We start from the raw sequence: 21842 nt of genomic DNA on the forward strand, positions 1-21842 counted from the left end.
ACGCCACCGTCATCGGCTCCAGCGAGATGGGCATGGGCGGCGATATATTCCCCAGCGGCCACACCGCCAACGCGGTGGTGACCTGGGGAATCCTGGCGTACCTGGCCTCCAGCCCGCGGGCGCGCCGCTGGCTGTCGGCCCTCTCCGCGGTCACCTCGCTCGGCGTCGGCCTCACCACCGTCTACCTCGGTACGCACTGGCTGAGCGACGTGCTGCTGGGCTGGGCCGCGGGCCTGCTGATCCTGCTCGCGCTGCCCTGGTTCGAGCCGCTGGTCACCAAGGCGGAGCTGTGGCTCTTCGACCTGCGCGACCGCTGGCGCGCGCGGCGCGGGCTGCCGGCGCCCGAACGGGCCGTCCCGGTCAGGCCGGTGCTGCTCAAGACCCGCGGCGCGGCGGCCGGGCAGCCGGTCGCGGTGCGCGAGCCGGTCTCCCCGACCCGGTCCTCCCGGGGCCTGGCCCACCTGGCACCGGGACCGCACACGACCCGGTCGGAGCGCACCCCGGTCACCCCGGCGGGCAGCCGCCGGCCGCCGCACGCCGACCGCCTCCCGCGCGGTACGTCCCAGTCGGCCCGCCCCCTGGCCGGCGGCTGAGGCACATCGGCGGCGGGGTCCCGGTACGCACACCACCCCCGCGCCACGGCGAAGGCCCCGCTCCCCTTAGGGCAGCGGGGCCTTCGCCGTACGCGCGTCGCGGCCGCCGGGGAGGTCAGCCCTTCCAGGCGCGAGCCACCCGGCCGTCCCGCACCTCGAAGTTCAGCCGTCCGGCGCGGTACTCCATGGTGATGATCGCGCCCGGCGGCAGGGACCGTACCGTCGGCCAGCCGCGCTGCCGTGCGAGCCGCTCGGCGTGCGCGGCGTCGAGGCCGACGTACCCGTCCGGGCTGTCCTGGGGCTCCGCTGGCGGAGTGGGAATCGGTGCCATGCCGCCACGCTAGTCCGGCACGTCCGGGTAAGAGAAGGGTCAGTCCCCCGTCACACTTCTGTCACAGCCCGTGGGCCGCGTTTTGCTCGAACTGCGTCACACGAACGGGGGTTTCCGTTCGGCTCACCGGGGTAATCGGACAGAATTCTCGCGCGCCGGAGGGGCGCCCGGAATTCCCCGGGGTAAAGCGCCGGGGCCGGTGACCGGGGCGGGCCCGGTAAGCGATTGTCCGCCCAATCCGCCGTGCCTCCGCACCGGCTGACGCCGCGTGGGAATTTCACGGATTGGGCACACGAGCGACGACAGCCGCCGCCCCCGTGAGGGCGGCGGCTGTCGGCCGCGGCGGGTCCGGCGCTCAGAGCGCGAGGCGCTGGCCGGGCACGATCAGGTCGGGGTCGTCGCCTATGACGGCCTTGTTGGCGGTGTAGATCCGCTGCCAGCTGGTCCCGTGCCGGGCGGCGATGGTGCTCAGGGTGTCGCCCTCGCGGACGGTGTAGTCACCGTGCGCGGCGGTGCGCCCGGAGCCGGCCGCCGGGTGCTCCGGCGCCTTCGCCGGGGCGGACCGGACGGGGGCGGACCGGGGCGTGACCCCGCCGCGGGAGGCCGCCGTGCCGGAGGACGCGCCGTGGGTGGCCGCCGGTGCGCCGCCGGAGGCCCCGGCCCGGCCCGAGCAGACCGGCCAGGCGCCCCAGCCCTGGGCGCCCTGGACCTTGGTGGCGACGGTGATCTGCGCGCTTCTCGAGGCCTGGTCGGCCGTCGGGGCGTAGGCGGTGCCGCCGTACGCGCGCCAGGTCGAGGCGGAGAACTGGAGTCCGCCGTAGTAGCCGTTGCCGGTGTTGATGTGCCAGTTGCCGCCGCTCTCGCACTGGGCGATGCGGTCCCACACCCCGTTGTCCGCCGCGGTCGCGTCGCCGGTCGCGGCCAGCAGGCCCAGCGGGGCCAGCAGCGCGGCTCCGGCGAGCACGGCCGCCGTACGGCCCCTGGTGCGGGCGCCGTCGGGGCCCGCGCCGTCAGGACGGGCGCCGTCGGGACGGGCGGTGTTGCGGGTGGTATCGGCACACTCGGACATGTAGTTCCCTCTCCACGAACCCGGGCTCCCCCGAGGCGGGCCGCGCCTCACCGCGCAGGACCGCGGTGTCGCACGTCCGCCCCGTCCGCCGTCACCGGTACCGGCGATTCGGCTCTGCCTGGTGCCGGCCGGCGGACGTTCCCGAGCGGTGCTCGTTGCACACGGCGGAGGAATGTAGGGAGGGCGGACCGCCCGGATCAACCAACTCACCGTCGCTCCAGGCCAGTTGGCTGTTACCGCAGGTATCGGCGATTTCCGGTCACCCACTATATGGCGTGATTTCCTGATTTGTCGACCACCGGTCGGCGCAAACCGTGACCCACATCACCCACTCAAATTCCTTGACCGCGCGCAGAGTTGACGGAAAACGTTCGAATCGTCACGCATGGTGACGCTGTGCGGTGGAAGGTTCGAACCGGTCGCCCGCGGGGCGTGACTCCCACCACAGCCCGTCCGTTGTCTTCTTCATGAGCCCTGAGCCCCGGGGCTCATCGGCCGGGAGCCACCCGGCCGACCCCAGCACCGCATCCCGAGGGAGCCACCCGTGCCGCGCATGCTCGACGTCAGTGACGCCGTACGCGCCGAGATCGGCGACGAAGAAGCCGACCGGCTGCTCGCCGGAGAGAACGCCCCGGGCAGTTACGACTGCACGTCCTGTCGCACCCCGGGCGACTCCGAGCAGGAGCGCACCAGCACCGTTCTGTTCGTCGGCGACGAGACCGCGGTCCTCGCCTTCGCCCACGCCGGCTGCCTGCCCTCGCAGGTGGTCCAGGTGACGGAGGAACAGCTGCAGGGCGCCGTCCGCTCCATCGGCGCCGTCGGCGGTGACCTGGCCGGCGGCGTACCGCACAAGGCCGTGCCCGAGCAGGCCGTGCTCGGTGTGACCAGCGGACTCGTCCTGATCGACGGCGAATTGCACCCGGCACTCGTCGTCGAGCCGACCTCGCCGATCGCCCGCCCGGGCACCACCACGGCCGGCGACGACTTCCTCCCCCTCGTCATCGAGCAGGGCTTCATGCCGGTCACCGAGCTCACGTCCGTCCCCCCGGTGCTGCACGGCTGGTCCGTCCTGCTGGCGATGGGCCAGCTGCACGCGGTGCTGCAGCCCTCGGCACACGGGGGGCAGCCGGTCGCCTGGTGGCAGGCGCACCAGCCGCTGCAGGTGACCGACAGCTGGCGGGCCGCCGCCAACAAGCACCAGCAGGTGCTGATGTACGCGGCACCGGTGGGTTCGATCGGCCGTCAGCCGCGGGAGGACCTGCTGCGGGACGCGCTGGACAAGGCCGCCGCCAACGGCAAGTTGGTCGCCGTGGCGCTGCCCCTGGCCGGTACCTGACATCCGTCCCCCCGGCGGCGGCCCCGGGCCGTGACCCTCACGGGTTGCGGGACCGCATCCCTTTGACGCTCGCGTCGTTGGGACATACGTGCACGCATACGACACTCCTCCCCGCCGGTCCTTCTCGTCCGTGCCGTCCGCCCGGGCGGCGCACGAGCCCGCCGGTGGACCGTCGGCCACGCCGATCTACGACTCGCTCTACGCGGAGTGGGTCAAGACCTTCCGCGCGCTGCCGGGTGACCGCAGCGGCGAGGAGGAGCTGAGGTTCAGCGCCTTCGGGGACCTCCCGGACGGCTCGGGCAGCTACGGCGCCCACCGGCCCGGATCGTTCAGCAGCTCGTACAGCGCCTACAGCGCGGGGGCCTACAGCGCCCGGCAGCAGTCGCAGTGGCAGCGGGTCGGCACGATCGGCCGGCAGCACGAGACCGGCATGCACTACGTCCCGGCCGCGGCCCTGCCGCCGGGACAGCGCCGGGGCGCCTGACGCAGGCACCCGGACGTGCAGGGCGGCCCCCCGGATGTCCGGGGGGCCGCCCTGCACGTCGTACCGCGTTACTTCTTCTTCGCGCCACGCTTCTCGCGGACCCGCACCGAGATGTGGATCGGGGTGCCCTCGAAGCCGAACTCCTCGCGCAGGCGGCGCTCGATGAAGCGCCGGTAGCCCGCCTCGATGAAGCCGGAGGCGAAGAGCACGAACCGGGGGGGCTTGGTGCCGGCCTGGGTGCCGAACAGGATGCGCGGCTGCTTGCCGCCCCGGATCGGGTGCGGGTGGGCCGAGACCAGCTCGCCGAGGAAGGCGTTCAGGCGGCCCGTGGGGACGCGCGTCTCCCAGCCGGCCAGCGCGGTCTCGATCGCCGGGACCAGCTTCTCCATGTGCCGGCCGGTGCGCGCCGAGACGTTGACCCGGGGGGCCCAGGCGACCTGGCCCAGCTCGGTCTCGATCTCCCGCTCCAGGTAGTAGCGGCGCTCCTCGTCGAGGGTGTCCCACTTGTTGAAGGCGAGGACCAGCGCGCGGCCCGCCTCGACCGCCATGGTGACGATCCGCTGGTCCTGCACGGAGATGTTCTCGGAGGCGTCGATCAGGATGACGGCGACCTCGGCCTTCTCCACGGCGGCGGCCGTGCGCAGCGAGGCGTAGTAGTCGGCGCCCTGCTGGAGGTGGACCCGCTTGCGGATGCCCGCGGTGTCCACGAACTTCCACGTCCTGCCGCCGAGTTCGATCATCTCGTCGACCGGGTCGCGGGTGGTGCCCGCCAGCTCGTTGACGACGACCCGCTCCTCGCCGGCCACCTTGTTCAGCAGCGAGGACTTGCCGACGTTCGGGCGGCCGATCAGGGCGATGCGACGAGGACCGCCGATCGCGGTGCCGAAGGACTGCTCGGGCGCGTCCGGCAGGACCTCCAGGACGGCGTCGAGCATGTCGCCGGTGCCGCGGCCGTGCAGCGCCGAGACCGGGTGGGGCTCGCCCAGGCCCAGGTTCCACAGGTAGGCCGCGTCGGCCTCGCCGCTCGGGCCGTCGACCTTGTTGGCGCAGAGCACGACCGGCTTGCCCGCCTTGCGCAGCAGCCGGACGACCGCCTCGTCGGTGTCGGTCGCGCCGACCTTGGCGTCGACCACGAAGACGACCGCGTCGGCCGCCTCGATCGCGTACTCGGCCTGCGCGGCCACGGACGCGTCGATGCCGAGGACGTCCTGCTCCCAGCCGCCGGTGTCGACGACCTTGAAGCGGCGGCCGGCCCACTCGGCCTCGTAGGTGACGCGGTCACGGGTGACGCCCGGCCGGTCCTCCACGACCGCCTCGCGGCGGCCGATCATCCGGTTGACCAGGGTCGACTTGCCGACATTGGGGCGGCCGACGACGGCGAGCACGGGCAGCGGACCGTGGCCCGCCGCCTCGATGGCGCCCTCGACGTCCTCGATGTCGAAGCCCTCTTCCGCGGCGAGCTCCATGAACTCCGCGTACTCGGCGTCGCCGAGAGCCCCGTGGTCGTACTCGTGCTCAGCCGAGTCGCCGGGCTGGATGTCGTCGTTCATGAAGTCCGTACCTCGTCGTTCATTCGTGGTGATCGGTGGAAAAGCCCCGCATGGGCTGATCCACTACTCAAGTGTCGCCTAGCGCCCGGTCAGGCGCCTGGCGTTTTCCAGGTGACTGGTGAGCTGCTTGCGGATGCGCTCGGTCGCCTCGTCCAGCGCCGTGCGCGTCCGCCGCCCGGAACCGTCGCCCGCCTCGAACGGGTCGCCGAAGACGACGTCGATCCGGGAGCGCAACGGAGGCAGCGCCTTGGTCAACCGTCCGGGCCGCCCGGAGCTTCCCAGGACGGCCACCGGCACGACCGGTGCGCCGCTGCGCACCGCGAAGTAGGCGAGCCCGGCGCGCAGCGAGGCGAAGTCGCCCTCACCCCGGGTGCCCTCGGGGAAGATGCCCAGCACTCCCCCGGCCGCCAGCACACCGAGGGCCCGGCCGATCGCGGTGCGGTCGGCGGCCGTGCGGTCCACCTTCAGCTGGCCGATGCCGGTCAGGAAGGCGTCCAGCGGGCCGACGAAGGCTTCCTTCTTGATCAGGAAATGGGTGGGCCGGGGGGCCACGCCCATCACCATCGGGCCGTCGATGTTGTGGCTGTGGTTCACGGCGAGGATCACCGGTCCGGTGGCCGGCACCTTCCAGGCGCCCAGCACACGCGGCTTCCACAGGCCGTACATCAGGCCGACGCCGATGCGCCGCCCGACCTCGGCGCCCCGCTCCGAGGGCACGGACGGCTCGGTCACTTCCCGGCTCGCTTCTCCTCGACCAGGGCGACGACGCACTCGATGACCTGGGCGAGGGTCAGCTCGGTGGTGTCCACCTCGACCGCGTCGTCGGCCTTGGCCAGCGGCGAGGTCTTGCGGCTGGAGTCGGCCGCGTCCCGCTTGATCAGGGCCTCGCGGGTGGCGTGCAGGTCGGCGTTCTTCAGCTCTCCGCTGCGGCGGGCCGCACGGGCCTCCGGGGAGGCGGTGAGGAAGATCTTCAGGTCGGCGTCCGGCAGGACGGTCGTCCCGATGTCCCGGCCCTCGACCACGATGCCGTGCTCCGCGCCGGCGGCCAGCGAACGCTGCAGCTCGGTGATCCGGGTGCGCACCTCGGGCACCGCGCTGACGGCGCTGACCTTGGAGGTGACCTCCTGGGTGCGGATCGGTCCGGCCACGTCGACGCCGTCGACCGTGATGGACGGGGCGGCCGGGTCGGTGCCGGAGACGATCTCCGGCTTGCCGGCGACGGCGGCGACGGCGGTCGGGTCGTCCAGGTCGATGCCGTTGGTCACCATCCACCAGGTGATCGCCCGGTACTGGGCCCCGGTGTCCAGGTAGCTGAGGCCCAGCTGCGCGGCCACGGCCTTCGACGTGCTCGACTTGCCCGTGCCGGAGGGACCGTCGATCGCGACGATCACGGGCTTGGCGGTCGGGGCGGCGCCGTTTTCCACGGGGGGACACCTTCCTGGTGCGGTGCTGTCGGGAGGCGGGGAGCGAGAGCGCCCCGCACAAGGTTACTGGGTGCGCGTCACTCGTCCGGACGCGTGCGGGTGCGCTACTGCCGCAGCGCCCAGCCGCGCTCCCGCAGCGCGGCGGTCAGCACCCCCACGGCCTTCGGTTCCACGCTCAGCTGGACCAGGCCGGCCTGCTGCCCGGTGGCGTGCTCGATCCGCACGTCCTCGATGTTGACCCCGGCCCGGCCCGCGTCCGCGAAGATCCGGGCGAGCTGGCCGGGCTGGTCGTCGATGAGGACGACGACGGTCTCGTACGCCCGCGGTGCGCTGCCGTGCTTGCCGGGTACCCGCACCTGGCCGGCGTTCCCGCGGCGCAGCACGTCCTCGATGCCGGCGGTGCCCTCGTCGCGCTTGTCCTCGTCGGCGGACTGCAGGGAGCGCAGCGCGCGGACCGTCTCGTCCAGGTCGGCGGCGACGTCGGAGAGCAGGTCGGCGACCGGCCCCGGGTTCGCGGACAGGATGTCGATCCACATGCGCGGGTCGGAGGCGGCGATCCGGGTCACGTCCCGGATGCCCTGCCCGCACAGCCGTACGGCCGCCTCCTCGGCGTGCTCCAGGCGCGCGGCGACCAGGCTGGACACCAGGTGGGGCATGTGGGAGACGAGGGCGACGGCACGGTCGTGGGCGTCGGCGTCCATGACCACCGGGACGGCACGGCAGTGCGAGACGAGTTCCAGGGCGAGGTTCAGGACCTCGGTGTCGGTGTCCCGGGTCGGGGTGAGCACCCAGGGGCGGCCCTCGAAGAGGTCGCCGGTGGCGGCCAGCGGGCCGGACTTCTCCCGGCCGGACATGGGGTGGCTGCCGATGTACGCGGTGAGGTCCAGGCCGAGCGCCTCCAGCTCGCGGCGGGGGCCGCCCTTGACGCTGGCGACGTCCAGGTAGCCGCGGGCCACGCCCCGGCGCATGGCGTCGGCGAGCACCCGGGCCACGTGGGCGGGCGGGGCGGCCACGATCGCCAGGTCCACCGGGCCGGCCGGGACCTCGTCGGTGCCCGCGCCCAGGGCGGCGGCGGTGCGGGCCTGCTCGGGGTCGTGGTCGGCGAGGTGGACGGTCACCCCGCGCTGGACGAGGGCCAGGGCGGCGGAGGTGCCGATGAGGCCGGTTCCGATGACGAGTGCGGTTCTCACTGGGCGATGTCCTTGCGCAGGGCGGCCGCGGCGCCGAGGTAGACGTGGTGGATGTCGGCGCGCGGCGTGTCCGACTCGATGTGCGCGAGGATCCGCACGACCCGGGGCATGGCGCCCGCGACGTCCAGTTCCTGCGCGCAGATCAGGGGTACGTCGACGATGCCGAGCTCCCGGGCGGCGGCGGCCGGGAAGTCGCTGTGCAGGTCGGGGGTGGCCGTGAACCAGATGCTGATCAGGTCGTCGGCGGTGAGCCCGTTCCGCTCCAGGACGGCGGTGAGCAGGGCCTCGACCCGCTCCCCCATGTGACCGGCCTCGTCCCGGTCCAGTTGGACGGCTCCCCGGACCGCTCGTACCGCCACGGGCTGCTCCTCGCTGACATGCGTCTGGTTCTTGGTCCGTCCAGCCTAGTCAGCCCGCGCGGTACGGGCGTGCGCCGCCCGCTCGCTGAGACGATGCGAAAGTTCCGGTAGCCACCGCTTTGCACTTCTGTACGGAGGTCTGACATGCCCCAGCCAGCGACACGGCGGACGGTTCTCGCCACGGGTGCCGGTGCGCTCGCCCTGGGATGCGCGGGGTGCGCCGGCAAGGACGCGGGCAGCGGCACGGCGCCGTCGGAGCCGGCGTCGGCGTCCCCGTCCGCGTCGGCGTCCCCGTCCGCGTCAGCGTCCCGGGCGGGCCAGGAGACGGCGGGCGACGGCGGGCAGGTACTGGCGGGGACCCGTGACATCCCGGAGGGCGGCGGCAAGGTCTTCGAGAAGGAGAAGGTGGTGGTCACCCAGCCGAAGAAGGGCGTCTTCAAGGCCTTCTCGGCGATCTGCACGCACCAGGGCTGCACGGTGAACGCGGTGGCGGACGGCACCATCGACTGTCCCTGCCACGGCAGCAGGTTCCGCATCACCGACGGCTCGGTGGCCCACGGTCCCGCGACCAGGCCGCTGCCGGCGCGCTCCGTCTCGGTGCACGGAAATTCGATCCACCTGGGCTGAGGGGTCCGCGTACGCTCCGGGGATGCAGCCGCAGGACCTGGTACGCGACCACACGATCTACGCCTGTGTCATGGGCTCCCGCGCCTTCGGCCTGGCCACGGACGCCAGCGACACCGACCGGCGCGGGGTGTTCCTCGCGCCGACGCCGTTGTTCTGGCGGTTCGACAAGCCGCCGACACACGTGGACGGGCCGGGCGAGGAGCGGTTCTCCTGGGAGCTGGAGCGGTTCTGCGAGCTGGCGCTGCGCGGCAACCCCAACATCCTGGAATGCCTGCACTCCCCGCTCGTGGAGCACCTGGACGACACCGGCCGCGAGTTGCTGTCCCTGCGCGGCGCCTTCCTGTCCCGTCAGGCACACGACACCTTCGCCCGCTACGCCCTCGGGCAGCGCAGGAAGCTGGACGCCGACATCCGCACCACGGGCGCCCCGCGCTGGAAGCACGCGATGCACCTGCTGCGCCTGCTGATGAGCGCCCGGGACCTGCTGCGCACCGGCGAGCTGCGGATCGACGTCGGCGCGTGCCGCGAGCCCCTGCTGGCTGTGAAGCGCGGCGAGGTGCCGTGGGCCCGGGTCGAGGCGTGGATGGTCCGGCTGGCGGCCGAGGGCGAGGAGGCCCTGCGGGGCAGCCCGCTGCCGGCGGAGCCGGACCACGCGCGCGTGGCCGGGTTCCTGTACCGGGTGCGCCGGGCCTCAGCCCGCCAGGCGGAGCCGGACCACCAGGTCGTCCAGGGCGTCGTGGGCGCCGGCCGCCTCGGGCAGGACTGAGCCGGCCTGCGCCTCGTCGAGCACGGCGTGCAGCCGCTCCGCGTCGGCCTCCGCGCGCGCGTGGTCGACGTCGGCGTGGCCGTGCTCCCGTTCCCGCTTGGCGGCTATCAGCTCGGGCAGGTAGCCGGGGCCGCCGACCTGGTCCAGGAGTGTGGGCAGATGGGCCTGCACCTCGCCGCTGCGCATGAGGTGGATGCCGGTGAGCAGCACGCGGAAGGTGTAGAGCAGCGGCTTGAGTTCGCCGGTCTTCTCGAACAGCCGCCACTGGGTCACCGCGAACCCCCGGTAGTGGTGGGCGTGGTGGCTGGTGAGGACGCCGGGGGCCAGGGCGGCCAGCTCCCGGTGGGCCTCGGAGGTGTGCACGACCAGGGGCGAGAGCAGCTGCTCCAGCACATAGCCGTTGCGGCGGAGCATCAGCCGGACGAACTTGCGCAGGTCGTGGGTGACGAGGTCCAGCTCGACGCCGTAGCGGACCCAGGCCCGCGAGCGGGTCTCCTCCGGCTCGCGCAGTCCGACGAGGTCGGCGGTGGGGAGCAGGTGCACGCCCCGCAGGTCCACGTCGGAGTCCTGCGAGGGGAAGCCGTACAGGTGGGCTCCGGAGACGGTGGCGAACAGCTGGGGGTGCCCCCAGGCCCTTAAGGCACTGGGGGAGGGTCGGGCTGTTCCGCGACCACCGGGGTCAGGTCGATGTCGAGGTCGTCGATCATGGGCCTAAGCGTCCCAGAGCGTTCCGAGGGCCAACAGGTCCTCGCGGTACTCGATCCGTCCGGCCCAGTCGGCGGGCCAGGCGTCCGCGCCCAGCCAGGCGCCCGCGAAGGCGCCGGTGAGGCAGGCGATGGAGTCGGAGTCGCCGGCGGTGCAGGCGGCCCGGCGCAACGCGGTCACCGGCTCGTCGGGGAAGAGCAGGAAGCACAGCAGCCCGGTGGCGAGGGCCTCCTCGGCGATCCAGCCCTCGCCGGTGGCCAGGCACGGGTCGCTCTCCGGGGAGACGGTGCGCACGGCCTGCTGCAGCCGGCCGAGGATCTCCAGGCACTCGTCCCAGCCGCGCGCGATGAAGTGCTCCGGGCTGGGATCCTGGGAGCGGGTCCACAGGTCACCGAGCCAGGTGTGGTCGTAGCGGGTGCGGTGGTCGAGCGCGTAGGAACGCAGCCATCCGACGAGCCCGGCCGGGTCGGTGCCCCGGGCGAGCAGGTGGACGGCGTGCGCGGTGAGGTCGGAGGCGGCCAGCGCGGTGGGGTGCCCGTGGGTGAGCGCGGCCTGCAGCTGGGCGGCACCGGCGCGCTGTTCGTCGCTGAGGCCCGGCGCGAGGCCGATCGGGGCGACCCGCATGTTGGCGCCGCAGCCCTTGGAGCCGACCTGGCTGGCGTCCTGCCAGGCGCGGCCCTCCGCCTTGAGCAGGTCGCACGCGGTCAGGCAGGTGTTGCCCGGGGCCCGGTTGTTCTCCGGGGACCGGTACCAGTCCACGAACTCCTCGCGCAGGGGCCGCTCCAGGCGCTTCGGCGCGAGGGATCCGCGCTCCATGGCGGTGGCGAGCGCACGCCCGACGGCGAGGGTCATCTGGGTGTCGTCGGAGACACGGGCGCGCCGGGACAGCTCCAGCTCCCGCCAGGGCCCGAACATCGACAGGATCAGCGGCACGGTCTTGAACTCGGTCGGGAAGCCGAGGGCGTCGCCGAGGGCGAGACCGAGGAGTGCTCCGGTCGCCGGCTGCTTGGGCATAGAGATCGTCCCCCTTTATCGTCACCATGACAATAAAGGGGGACGGTGATCACGGCAAGGCGCTTTCTAGAGATCGACTTCCTTCATCAGCATGCCGACCTCGGTGTTCGACAGCCGGCGCAGCCAGCCCGACTTCTGGTCGCCCAGGGTGATCGGGCCGAAGGCGGTGCGCACCAGCTTCTCCACCGGGAATCCCGCCTCCGCCAGCATGCGGCGCACGATGTGCTTGCGGCCCTCGTGCAGGGTCACCTCGACCAGGTAGTTCTTGCCGGTCTGCTCGACGACGCGGAAGTGGTCCGCGCGCGCGTAGCCGTCCTCCAGCTGGATGCCGTCCTTCAGGCGCTTGCCGAGGTCGCGCGGGATCGGGCCCACGATGGCCGCGAGGTACGTCTTCTTCACGCCGTACTTCGGGTGGGTCAGCCGGTGCGCCAGCTCGCCGTGGTTGGTGAGCAGGATGACGCCCTCGGTCTCGGTGTCCAGCCGGCCGACGTGGAAGAGCCGCGTCTCCCGGTTGGTGACGTAGTCACCGAGGCACTGCCGGCCCTCCGGGTCCTCCATGGTGGAGACCACGCCCGCGGGCTTGTTCAGCGAGAAGAACTGGTACGACTGGGTCGCGACCGTCAGGCCGTCGACCTTCACCTCGTCCTTCTCCGGGTCGACCCGCTTGCCCTGCTCGGTGACGATCTCGCCGTTCACCTCGACCCTGGCCTGGTCGATCAGCTCCTCGCAGGCCCGCCGGGAGCCGTAGCCGGCGCGCGCGAGCACCTTCTGCAGCCGCTCGCCCTCCTGCTCGGCGCCGGGGAACGTCTTGGGCAGCTTGACGTCCTTCTTGCCCGCGTAGCGCTCGCGGTTGCGCTCCTCGACCCGCGTCTCGTACTCACGGGAGCGCGCCGGGGCCGTACGGCCGTCCTGCTGGGGCCGCTTGGGCCCGCCCTTGGAGCCGCCGCGGGCCGCCCCGCCGCGTCCGGCCTTGGGGCCGTCCTTGGTGGCCCCGGGGCCCACGTCGTAGCGGCGCTCCTCGGGGCGGGGCTTGCGGGGCCGGCCCTGCCCCTGCTTCTGGTCCCTGTCGTTGCCGGCACCGCGGTAGTTACCGCGCCCGCCGCTCTTGCCGCTGCCGCTGCTTCGCATCAAGGTTTCCGTCTTAGTCGTCTGCGTCCTGACCGCCGGGCGCGTCGGGCGCGTCCGGGTCGAACGACGGGACTCCCTCCTGGGTCTCCGCCTCGATCGCCTCCGCCTCCGGGAGGAAGGGCGCGAGTTCCGGGAGTTCGTCCAGGCCGCGCAGGCCCATCCGCTCCAGGAAGTAGTTCGTCGTCCTGTACAGGATCGCACCTGTTTCGGGTTCCGTGCCCGCCTCCTCGACCAGACCGCGCTGCAGGAGGGTGCGCATCACACCGTCGCAGTTCACCCCGCGCACGGCGGAGACCCGGCTGCGGCTGACCGGCTGGCGGTAGGCGACGACCGCGAGGGTCTCCAGTGCCGCCTGGGTGAGCCGGGCGGTCTGGCCGTCCAGGACCAGCCGCTCGACGGCCGGCGCGTAGCCGGCCCGGGTGTAGAAGCGCCAGCCGCCGGCCACGAACCGCAGCTCGAAACCCCGGCCCTGGACGGTGTACTCGTCGGCCAGCTCGCGCAGGGCGTCCGCGACCTGCCGCCGGGGCCGCTCGAGGATCCGCGCCAGGTGCTCCTCGGTCGCCGGCTCGTCCACGACCATGAGCATCGCCTCCAGGGCGGGCTTGAGGTCGAGGTCGGCGGTCTCGCTCATGCCTTCTCCTCCTCGGGCGTCTGCGGCGGCCGGTCGAACTCGTCGGTGACGACCGGCGTCTCGTCGCCGTTCCCGCCGGTCCAGCGCACCAGCAGCTCGCCGAGGGCGGTCTCCTGGTCCAGGGCGACGGCCTTCTCGCGGTACAGCTCCAGCAGCGCCAGGAACCTGGCGACGACGGTGAGGGTGTCGTCGGTGTCCTGCACCAGCGCCCGGAAACTCGCCTCGCCCAGCTCCCGCAGCCGCGCGACCACGATGCCGGCCTGCTCCTGCACGCTGACCAGCGGGGCGTGGATGTGGTCGACGTAGACCTGCGGCCTGGGCCGGGGCTGCATCGCCTTGACCGCGAGCTTCGCGAACCCCTCGGGACCGATGCTGATGACGACCTCGGGCAGCAGCGCGGCGTGCTCCGGTTCGAGGCCCACGGTACGGGGGTACCGCCGGGCCTCCTCGTCGAGCCGCCGGTCGAGGATGTCGGCGATCTGCTTGTACGCCCGGTACTGCAGCAGCCGGGCGAACAGCAGGTCCCGGGCCTCCAGCAGGGCCAGGTCGGCCTCGTCCTCCACCTCCGCTGCGGGCAGCAGCCGGGCGGCCTTGAGGTCGAGCAGTGTGGCGGCCACGACAAGGAACTCCGTGGTCTGGTCCAGGTCCCAGTCGGGTCCCATGGCCCGGATGTGGGCCATGAACTCGTCGGTGACCTTCGACAGGGCGACCTCGGTGACGTCCAGCTTGTGCTTGGAGATCAGCTGGAGGAGCAGGTCGAAGGGACCCTCGAAGTTCGCCAGCCGGACCTTGAAAACACCGTCCGCGGCATCCTGGGGCCCTGCGGCTCCGGGTTCACCGGCAGGACCCCGACGCGATTCCGACCCGACGACCCCGGCCCGCACCGGCTCCGGAGCCCCGGTGGGGGCGGCGGACACGGCGATCGGCCCGGCGGACGCGGGCTCGGAAGCCTCGGCGAGTACGGCGGGCGGTTCGGTGGGCCCGGCGGGCACCGGCTCGGCGCCCCCGGCGCGCACCGGCCCGGAAACCCCGGCGGGTGCGGCGGACACGGCGATCGGCCCGGCGGACGCGGGCTCGGAAGCCTCGGCGAGTACGGCGGGCGGCTCGGCGCCCCCGGCACGCACCGGCCCGGAAACCTCGGCGGGCGCGGCGGGCACGGCGATCGGCCCGGCGGACGCGGGCTCGGAAGCCTCGGCGGGCGCGGCGGGCACGGCGATCGGCCCGGCGGACGCGGGCTCGGAAGCCTCGGCGAGTACCGCGGGCGGCTCGGCGCCCCCGGCACGCACCGGCCCGGAAACCTCGGCGGGCGCGGCGGGCACGGCGATCGGCCCGGCGGACGCGGGCTCGGAAGCCTCGGCGGCCGGGCCTCGGCCCAGTGCACGCCGGCGGCCGGCGGGTGCGCCGGGGGCAGGGGCTCCGTTCGAGGTCATAGCCCCCGCAGGCTACCGCTACCGCCCGCGCAGCCGGCGTACGAGGATGCTCGCGTCCCCGCGGGACTCCAGGTCGGCCAGGACCACGGCCACCGCCTCGCGGACGATCCGCCCGCGGTCCACCGCGAGCCCGTGCTCACCGCGGAGCACGAGACGCGCGTGCTCCAGGTCCATCAGTTCCTCGGCCGAGACGTACACGGTGATCTTCTCGTCGTGCCGCTCGCGTCCGCTGGGCCGCCGTGCCGACCGCCCGCGCTTGCGCTGCTGCGCGGCGGCAGAACCTTCCTGCGCCGCCTGCCGGCGCGCCGGGCGGGTGCGGGACTCGCCGCCGTCGGCCGGCTCGGCCTCCGCGGCCACGTGCTCCGCGCCCTCTCCGTCACCGCTCTGGACGGGCACCGCCTGCGGTGCGTCCTCGGCGGCGGCCGCCTCGTCGCTCTCCCCCGCGGGAGCCGGCACCCGGGCCTCACCGTTGGTCCCGCGCCGGGGCGTGGACGGCTGCAGCGCCATCCCTCCCGTCGTGCGGAACAGTTCGTCGGCCCCGGGCAGACTCACTCGGCGTGACACCGGGCGAGCACCTCCCTGGCGAGCTGGCGGTAGGCGGCGGCACCGACGGAGTTGGAGGCGTAGGTGGTGATCGGCTCACCGGCGACGGTGGTCTCCGGGAAGCGGACCGTGCGGCCGATGACCGTGTGGTAGACGTGGTCGTCGAAGGCCTCGACCACGCGGGCCAGCACCTCGCGGCTGTGCACCGTGCGCGAGTCGTACATCGTGGCGAGGATGCCGTCGAGTTCGAGCTCGGGGTTGAGCCGCTCCTGGACCTTCTCGATGGTCTCGGTCAGCAGGGCCACACCGCGCAGGGCGAAGAACTCGCACTCCAGCGGCACGATCACCTTGTGCGCGGCCGTCAGGGCGTTGACGGTGAGCAGGCCGAGCGAGGGCTGACAGTCGATCACGATGTAGTCGTAGTCGGGCAGCAGCGGCTTCAGCGCCCGCTGGAGCGTCGACTCGCGCGCGACCTCGGAGACCAGCTGGACCTCGGCGGCCGACAGGTCGATGTTGGAGGGCAGCAGGTCCATGTTGGGGACCGCCGTCTTCAGCAGGACCTCGTCCGCGGACATGCCCCGCTCCATGAGCAGGTTGTAGACGGTGAGGTCGAGCTCCATGGGGTTGACGCCCAGACCGACCGACAGCGCGCCCTGCGGGTCGAAGTCCACGAGCAGCACGCGCCGGCCGTACTCCGCGAGCGCGGCACCCAGGTTGATGGTCGACGTCGTCTTGCCGACGCCGCCCTTCTGGTTGCACATCGCGATGATCTTCGCGGGGCCGTGGTCGGTCAGCGGGCCCGGGATCGGGAAGTACGGCAGCGGGCGTCCGGTCGGGCCGATGCGCTCGCGGCGCTGGCGGGCCGCGTCGGGCGCGAGCGTGGCCGCGTACTCGGGATCGGGCTCGTACTCGGCGTCGGGGTCGTAGAAGTGCCCCTCGGGCAGTTCGTCGTAGTCGGCGAAGTGGTTGTGGGGCGCGCCACTTCCGTCGCCGGCCATGGCGTTCACGTGATGGCCATCCATGCTCTGGTGTGCTGTCCCGGCCGTGTGCGGACCGGAACTCTGGTGGGCTGCGAAGGTGCGCACAGCGACGGAGCCGACAGCCTCGGATCCCGCGGGCCCCTGGTCCCGTGCGGGCATTCCTGGTTGACCACCCCCGGGAGAAAATGTCGACTCATTCACAAGTCGTCTTACCTCCTTGGTGACCAGGAAACTTCTAGACAAGGTCAGCGTGACACCATGCCGACGGTTGGCGACTCTATGGCGTGTCGGCGGTCCGCAGCAACACAATCCGCCGGACCCGGCCTGATGTGTCGGCAATGAAACATCTCGCTGTCAAGGGCGTACGGCCGTCGCACAGTAGGTTTCACCGGTGTGCGAATCGGTCGAAGGGTTACGTTCGAGGCGAGTTGACCGAGAGCCGCAAAGTGACCATACACACATCCGGCCGGACCTTGTCGGGCAAGGTCCGGCCGGGTGCGCGGGGTTGACGAGACGTGTTGACGAATCGCCTTGTGGCTGGTGGCGACTTGACGACTCGGCCGGCCGCCGCCTGCCGTCGGGTCAGCCGAGCAGCGAGTCCAGCTCGACGTGCTCCAGGCCGTGGGCCTCGGCGACCTCCTTGTAGACGACCTTGCCGTCATGGGTGTTGAGGCCCTTGGCGAGCGCGGCGTCGCGGCGCAGCGCCTCGGCCCAGCCGTTGTTGGCGAGCGAGACGATGTAGGGCAGCGTGGCGTTGGTGAGGGCGTTGGTGGAGGTGTTCGGCACCGCGCCCGGCATGTTGGCCACGCAGTAGAAGACCGAGTTGTGCACGCGGAAGGTCGGCTCGGCGTGCGTGGTGGGGCGGGAGTCCTCGAAGCAGCCGCCCTGGTCGATCGCGATGTCGACAAGGACACTTCCCGGCTTCATGCGGGCGACCAGCTCGTTGGTGACCAGCTTCGGGGCCTTGGCGCCGGGGATGAGGACCGCGCCGATGACGAGGTCGGCGTCGAGGACGGCCTTCTCCAGCTCGAAGGAGTTGGACATGATCGCCTTGACCTGCGTACCGAAGATCCGGTCGGCCTCGCGCAGCTTGTTGATGTCGCGGTCGAGCAGGGTCACCTCGAAGCCCATGCCGACGGCGATCTGGGTGGCGTTCCAGCCGGAGACGCCGCCGCCGATGACGACGGCCTTGGCCGGGGTCACGCCCGGGACGCCGCCCGGCAGCACGCCGCGGCCGCCGGCCGCGCGCATCAGGTGGTAGGCGCCGACCTGCGGGGCCAGTCGGCCCGCGACCTCGGACATCGGGGCGAGCAGCGGCAGGGCGCGGTTCGGCAGCTCGACGGTCTCGTAGGCGATGGCCGTGGTGCCGGACTCCAGCAGCGCGTCCGTGCACTCCTTGGAGGCGGCCAGGTGCAGGTAGGTGAAGAGCGTCTGGTCCTTGCGCAGGCGGTGGTACTCCTCCGCGATCGGCTCCTTGACCTTCAGCAGCAGGTCGGCGGAGGCCCAGACCTCGTCCGCGGTGTCCAGGATGGCGGCACCGGCGGAGACGTACTCCTCGTCCGTGATCGAGGAGCCGAGGCCGGCGCCGCGCTCGATGACGACCTGGTGGCCGTTGCGCACCAGCTCGTGCACGCCGGCGGGGGTGATGGCCACCCGGAACTCGTTGTTCTTGACCTCGCGGGGGATGCCGACCTTCACGTCGATCACGGTCCTTGGCTCAGAGGGTATGGGGTGCATTACAGACGTACCCAGACATGCGGGGGCATACCGGGAGACACCGCAGAGAACGTGCGGCAGAGCCAGTTTAATGAAGGCGTTCCGGCTGTCTAGCCTTTCATTGCATCAATCTTCGCTGGATGCGGTACGGATTTCGCAGGCGTTAACGGCCTGGTCCTGGCCTTTTTGCCCTTCCGGGGGCTCCTCACCCAGCATGCGCTCCGCGGCGGCGCGGTGCAGCCGGGCCGCCGTGGGGTCGCCGAGCCGGTCGAGGGTGTCGGCGAGCCGCAGCTGCACCGCGGCCTGCAACCGGGCGTCCTCGGCACGGCGCGCCCACTCCACCGCCTCCTGGCAGGTGCGCAGCGACTCCGCGGGCCGCCCCGCGTACTCCTGCACCCGGGCGATCTCGCTCAACGCCCGCGCGCTGGCGGCGACATCACCGCTCCTGCGGTAGCCGGCGAGCGCGGCCCGCCAGTTCCTGAGCGCCTCGCCGTAGCGCCCGGCGTAGGTGTGCGCGGTGCCGATACGGCCGTACAGCCGGGCGGCCTCGGGGTGCTCCCCCCGGGCGAGCCGGTCGGCCAGCGCCCGGCCGAACCAGTCGGCGGCCCGGTCGTGATCGCCCAGCTCCTGATAGGCACCGCCTACGGATTCCATCGCGCGGCCGGTCGCGTACGGGTCGTTCGCCTCGCGTCCGGCGTCCAGCGCGGCCCGGTAGCGGGCCAGCGCCTCCCGGGTGCGGCCGGTCTGCGCGTCCAGGTCGCCCAGGTTCAGCAGGGCCGCGGCCTTCTCCCGGGGCAGCCCGCGCCGCTCGGCCACGTCCAGGACCAGGCCGTGCACGCCGTACAGGTCGGCTGCGGCGGCCTGCGTACCCACGTGCGCCGCCAGAGCCCTGACCAGCTGGGACATCAGCCGGCGGGCGAGGGTGTCCAGCTCGCCGTCGGCCACCGCGAGGCGGGCGGCGGCCAGCAGGGCGGGCCGCCGGATGCGCAGCCAGTCCGCGGCGGCCCGCGGGGTGGGGAAGCGCAGCGCGGGCGGCATGCCGCTCAGCTTCTCCCGGGCCTGCGGGCTGTCCGTCTCGGTGATCGCCCGGCAGGACTGGAGCAGCCGTACCGTGCGCTCCAGCATCCGGGCCCGGGCCAGCTGGAGCTCGGCGGGCCGCTCCTGGCTCTCGGCGAGGGCGCGCAGCAGCGGGTGCAGACAGCCGGGGACCTCGTACTGGGGCAGCGGCGAGGACACCGCGCGCAGCAGGCCGAGGGCGACCAGGTCGTCCAGGGTGGTGCGGGCGGCGTCGACCGAGCAGCCGGCCAGCGCCGAGGCGGTGTGCGGGTCGGCCAGACCGGCCGGGGCGAGGCACAGCAGCCGCAGCAGCCGGGCGGCCGGGGCGGGCAGCTGCTCGTGGACGAGCCGGAAGACCCGGGAAAGCGGGGTGGCGTCCGTGCCGCTCTCGCTGTCCGTGTGCAGCCGTTTGGCCAGGTCGGAGACGGCGGCCTGGGGACGGGCGGCGAGCCAGCCGCCGGCCAGCACCAGCGCGGCCGGGTGGCCCTGGCAGACCTCCACCAGGCTCTCCGCGGAGCGCGGGTCGACGGTGACGCGGACCGAGCCGGTGTGTCCGGTGAGCAGTTCCAGCGCGGACTTGGTGTCGAGGCCGCCGAGCGTGCAGGGGCGAACGTCCGCGATGCCGGTGAGCGGGCCCTGGGACACGGCCACGACCAGGCAGTCCGGCGCGTCCGGGAGGAGCGCGTCGACCTGCTCGGCGCCGGCCGCGTCGTCCAGCAGGAGCAGCGTCCGCCGGCCGGCGAGGGCCGCGCGCAGGGCCGCGGCCAGGTCCTCCTCGGCGGCGCCGGCGGGGGCCGGCAGCCCCAGCGCGGCCAGCAGGTCGCGGGCGGTCTGCCCGACGGGGACCGGCGTGCCGCCGGGCTCGCTCAGCCGGGCCCGGAGCACTCCGTCGGGGTAGCGGTCGGCGAGCTGCCGGACCAGTTCCTCGGCGAGGCGGGTGCGGCCGGATCCGGGGCGGCCGGCGATCAGCAGGACCCGCGCGCGGGGGGCCTTGCGGCCGGAGAGGGTGTCCAGTCCGGCCCGCTCGATGTCGGCGCGCAGCTCCTTCAACTCCCGGGCGCGGCCCAGGAATCGGTGCTTGGCGGCCGGGTGTGCGGACAGCTCCGCACCGTCTGGGTCCACCACCTGATCCGTCACGGGCCACACTCCCGTCCCACCGCACGCGCAAGCCCGCCGGTGTCTTCCGGTGCGGGCGTTGAAGAGCCTAGTTCACGCTCTGCGACGTTCCCGGAGGAGCGCGGCGGACGGATCGCCCGATCGGATCAGGCGATCGTCACACCACTACCCCGCACGGGTGCGGACCGTGCCCCGGACGCGTGCGGGCCGGGGCCGCGGCCGCGCGTGGACCGGGGCCGCGACCGCCTCCGGTCCGGGGCCGTGTCAGGAGGAGAAGGGACGCGCGGGCCACGGCGCGTCCGCGGGCCGCAGCGCGTCCAGGCCGTCCCCGGCACGCGCCGCCACCAGCGACAGCACGCCGACGACCAGGCAGTTGTTGTGCAGGTCACCGGCCAGCACCCGGCGCACCAGCTCCGCCACCGGCACGCGGGCGTGCTCCATGTCGGTCTCCTCGTGCTCCGCCGCGAAGCGCTCGCCCTCCGCGTCGGACAGACCACGGGCGAGGAAGATCCGTACGGCCTCGTCGCAGCCGCCGGGGGTGGTGTACACGTCGGTCAGCACCCGCCAGTCCTCGGCCTTGACGTGCGCCTCCTCGTACAGCTCGCGCTGAGCGGCGTGCAGCGGGTTCTCGCCGGGCACGTCCAGCAGGCCGGCCGGGATCTCCCAGAGCTTGTGCCGCACCGGGTGCCGGTACTGGTTGATCAGCAGGACCCGGTCCTCCTCGTCCAGGGCGAGGACCGCCACGGATCCGGGGTGCACCTGGTAGTCACGGCGGGCCACCGAACCGTCGGGCATGACCACGTCGTCCGTGCGGACGGAGGTCTTGTTGCCGGTGAACGGGGTCTCCGTCGCCCGGATCTCCCACTCCTCGGGGGTGTCCTTGATCGTCATGCCCTGTCCTCCCACACACGTTCCGCGAGACCGGCAGAAAGAAGCCGGGGTGCCCACCTTGGAAGGTACGCACCCCGGCCACCGTACAACCGGTGTGCTACTTCGCGATCTTCCGCTCGACCGCGGCCTTCACCAGGCCGGCGAACAGCGGGTTCGCGCGGGTCGGCCGCGAGCGCAGCTCGGGGTGCGCCTGGGTGGCGACCAGGTACGGGTGGACGTCCCGCGGGTACTCCACGTACTCCACGAGCTTGCCGTCGGGCGAGGTGCCGGAGAAGACGATGCCGGCCTTCTTCTCCAGTTCCGCGCGGTAGGCGTTGTTGACCTCGTAGCGGTGGCGGTGCCGCTCCTCGACGTACTCCTTGCCGTCGTAGACCTCGCGGACGATGGAGCCCTCGGCGAGCTTGGCCGGGTACATGCCCAGGCGCATCGTGCCGCCCAGGTCGCCCTCGCCGGCGACGATGTCCATCTGCTCGGCCATGGTGGAGATCACCGGGTGGGCGGTCGCGGGGTCGAACTCGGTGGAGTTGGCGTCCGGGATGTCCGCCAGGTTCCGCGCGGCCTCGACCACGATGCACTGCAGGCCCAGGCAGAGGCCGAGCAGCGGGATCTTGTTCTCGCGGGCGTACCGGATGGCGCCGACCTTGCCGTTCACCCCGCGCTCGCCGAAGCCGCCGGGGATGCAGATGCCGTCCACGTCCGCGAGCTGGGCCTCGGCGCCGGCCGGGGTCTTGCAGTCGTCCGAGGTCACCCACTTGATCTTCACGCGGGCGCGGTTGGCGAACCCGCCGGCGCGCAGCGCCTCGGTGACCGACAGGTAGGCGTCGGGCAGGTCGATGTACTTGCCGACCAGGGCCAGGGTGACCTCGTGGTCGGGGTTGTGGACGCGGTCCAGCAGGTCGTCCC

General features: G+C 72.9%; 22 protein-coding genes and 1 pseudogene. 5 read left to right on the forward strand and 18 right to left on the reverse strand.

Annotation, left to right across the window (positions count from 1 at the left end):
* On the forward strand, positions 1-593 hold a 593-nt coding region (locus IE312_RS42980; protein WP_229900727.1), incomplete at its 5' end, for a phosphatase PAP2 family protein.
* Between the two features lie 115 nt (positions 594-708).
* Here IE312_RS42980 and IE312_RS33090 read toward each other — a convergent pair.
* Positions 709-924, reverse strand: coding sequence for an I78 family peptidase inhibitor (locus IE312_RS33090; protein WP_161287035.1), 216 nt, complete (start codon positions 922-924; stop codon positions 709-711).
* A gap of 355 nt (positions 925-1279) precedes the next feature.
* The gene (locus IE312_RS33095) at positions 1280-1993 is read right to left on the reverse strand and encodes a LysM peptidoglycan-binding domain-containing protein (RefSeq protein WP_189985922.1); all 714 of its coding nucleotides are present in this window, start codon (positions 1991-1993) and stop codon (positions 1280-1282) included.
* Between the two features lie 544 nt (positions 1994-2537).
* On the opposite strand from IE312_RS33095, the gene IE312_RS33100 reads away from it, so the two are divergent.
* Together IE312_RS33100 and IE312_RS33105 are read left to right on the forward strand one after the other, a co-directional pair.
* Complete coding sequence (locus tag IE312_RS33100) at positions 2538-3329, forward strand: DUF8842 C-terminal domain-containing protein (RefSeq protein ID WP_189985923.1); 792 nt, start codon at positions 2538-2540, stop codon at positions 3327-3329.
* 88 nt (positions 3330-3417) lie between these two features.
* Entirely contained in the window at positions 3418-3813 is a 396-nt protein-coding gene (locus IE312_RS33105; RefSeq protein WP_189985924.1) for a hypothetical protein, read from the forward strand.
* 68 nt (positions 3814-3881) lie between these two features.
* Here IE312_RS33105 and der read toward each other — a convergent pair whose 3' ends face one another.
* From der to aroH, 5 genes are all read right to left on the reverse strand, one after another.
* Positions 3882-5363, reverse strand: coding sequence for a ribosome biogenesis GTPase Der (der, locus tag IE312_RS33110; RefSeq protein WP_189985925.1), 1482 nt, complete (start codon positions 5361-5363; stop codon positions 3882-3884).
* Positions 5364-5441: 78 nt separating this feature from the next.
* Positions 5442-6029, reverse strand: coding sequence for a lysophospholipid acyltransferase family protein (locus IE312_RS33115; RefSeq protein ID WP_370467653.1), 588 nt, complete (start codon positions 6027-6029; stop codon positions 5442-5444).
* 62 nt (positions 6030-6091) lie between these two features.
* Complete coding sequence (cmk, locus tag IE312_RS33120; protein WP_189985927.1) at positions 6092-6787, reverse strand: (d)CMP kinase; 696 nt, start codon at positions 6785-6787, stop codon at positions 6092-6094.
* 104 nt (positions 6788-6891) lie between these two features.
* Positions 6892-7977 (reverse strand): prephenate dehydrogenase, encoded by a 1086-nt coding sequence (locus IE312_RS33125; protein WP_189985928.1) that lies wholly within the window; start codon positions 7975-7977, stop codon positions 6892-6894.
* On the reverse strand, positions 7974-8336 hold the full coding sequence (aroH, locus tag IE312_RS33130) for a chorismate mutase (protein ID WP_189985929.1): 363 nt from the start codon (positions 8334-8336) through the stop codon (positions 7974-7976). Before aroH ends, IE312_RS33125 begins: the two co-directional genes overlap by 4 nt.
* 144 nt (positions 8337-8480) lie before the next feature.
* Between aroH and IE312_RS33135 the strand changes: the two genes are divergently transcribed.
* Together IE312_RS33135 and IE312_RS33140 are read left to right on the forward strand one after the other, a co-directional pair.
* Entirely contained in the window at positions 8481-8963 is a 483-nt protein-coding gene (locus IE312_RS33135; RefSeq protein ID WP_189985930.1) for a Rieske (2Fe-2S) protein, read from the forward strand.
* A gap of 22 nt (positions 8964-8985) precedes the next feature.
* The gene (locus tag IE312_RS33140; protein WP_189985931.1) at positions 8986-9729 is read left to right on the forward strand and encodes a nucleotidyltransferase domain-containing protein; all 744 of its coding nucleotides are present in this window, start codon (positions 8986-8988) and stop codon (positions 9727-9729) included.
* Here IE312_RS33140 and IE312_RS33145 read toward each other — a convergent pair.
* The 11 genes and pseudogenes from IE312_RS33145 to pyrG all read right to left on the reverse strand — a co-directional run.
* Positions 9655-10436 (reverse strand): annotated as a pseudogene (locus tag IE312_RS33145) (nucleotidyltransferase domain-containing protein). The gene IE312_RS33140 and the pseudogene IE312_RS33145 sit on opposite strands and share 75 nt — an antisense overlap.
* 4 nt (positions 10437-10440) lie before the next feature.
* Positions 10441-11448 carry an ADP-ribosylglycohydrolase family protein gene (locus IE312_RS33150; RefSeq protein WP_189985932.1) on the reverse strand — a complete coding sequence of 336 codons (1008 nt, stop codon included), beginning with the start codon at positions 11446-11448 and terminating at the stop codon, positions 10441-10443.
* Between the two features lie 66 nt (positions 11449-11514).
* On the reverse strand, positions 11515-12576 hold the full coding sequence (locus IE312_RS33155) for a pseudouridine synthase (protein WP_189985933.1): 1062 nt from the start codon (positions 12574-12576) through the stop codon (positions 11515-11517).
* Between the two features lie 13 nt (positions 12577-12589).
* Positions 12590-13207 (reverse strand): SMC-Scp complex subunit ScpB, encoded by a 618-nt coding sequence (gene scpB, locus IE312_RS33160; RefSeq protein ID WP_189985934.1) that lies wholly within the window; start codon positions 13205-13207, stop codon positions 12590-12592.
* Positions 13204-14223 carry a segregation and condensation protein A gene (locus IE312_RS33165; RefSeq protein WP_306419849.1) on the reverse strand — a complete coding sequence of 340 codons (1020 nt, stop codon included), beginning with the start codon at positions 14221-14223 and terminating at the stop codon, positions 13204-13206. The genes scpB and IE312_RS33165 overlap by 4 nt, the downstream gene beginning before the upstream one ends.
* A gap of 432 nt (positions 14224-14655) precedes the next feature.
* A complete protein-coding gene (locus tag IE312_RS33170) occupies positions 14656-15201 on the reverse strand; it encodes a hypothetical protein (protein WP_189985936.1) in 546 nt (181 codons plus the stop codon).
* Positions 15186-16319 carry a ParA family protein gene (locus IE312_RS33175; RefSeq protein WP_189985937.1) on the reverse strand — a complete coding sequence of 378 codons (1134 nt, stop codon included), beginning with the start codon at positions 16317-16319 and terminating at the stop codon, positions 15186-15188. The genes IE312_RS33170 and IE312_RS33175 overlap by 16 nt, the downstream gene beginning before the upstream one ends.
* Positions 16320-16742: 423 nt before the next feature.
* On the reverse strand, positions 16743-17867 hold the full coding sequence (ald, locus tag IE312_RS33180; RefSeq protein ID WP_229900728.1) for an alanine dehydrogenase: 1125 nt from the start codon (positions 17865-17867) through the stop codon (positions 16743-16745).
* Between the two features lie 135 nt (positions 17868-18002).
* Positions 18003-20069, reverse strand: a complete 2067-nt coding sequence (locus tag IE312_RS33185; RefSeq protein WP_189985938.1) for a tetratricopeptide repeat protein — start codon at positions 20067-20069, stop codon at positions 18003-18005.
* 243 nt (positions 20070-20312) lie between these two features.
* Positions 20313-20939, reverse strand: coding sequence for an NUDIX domain-containing protein (locus IE312_RS33190; protein ID WP_189985939.1), 627 nt, complete (start codon positions 20937-20939; stop codon positions 20313-20315).
* Between the two features lie 97 nt (positions 20940-21036).
* Positions 21037-21842 (reverse strand): CTP synthase (pyrG, locus tag IE312_RS42985; protein ID WP_229900729.1); only part of this gene is annotated, 806 nt, incomplete at its 5' end.

This window comes from Streptomyces capoamus (genome assembly GCF_014654935.1).
GTDB lineage: Bacteria > Actinomycetota > Actinomycetes > Streptomycetales > Streptomycetaceae > Streptomyces > Streptomyces capoamus.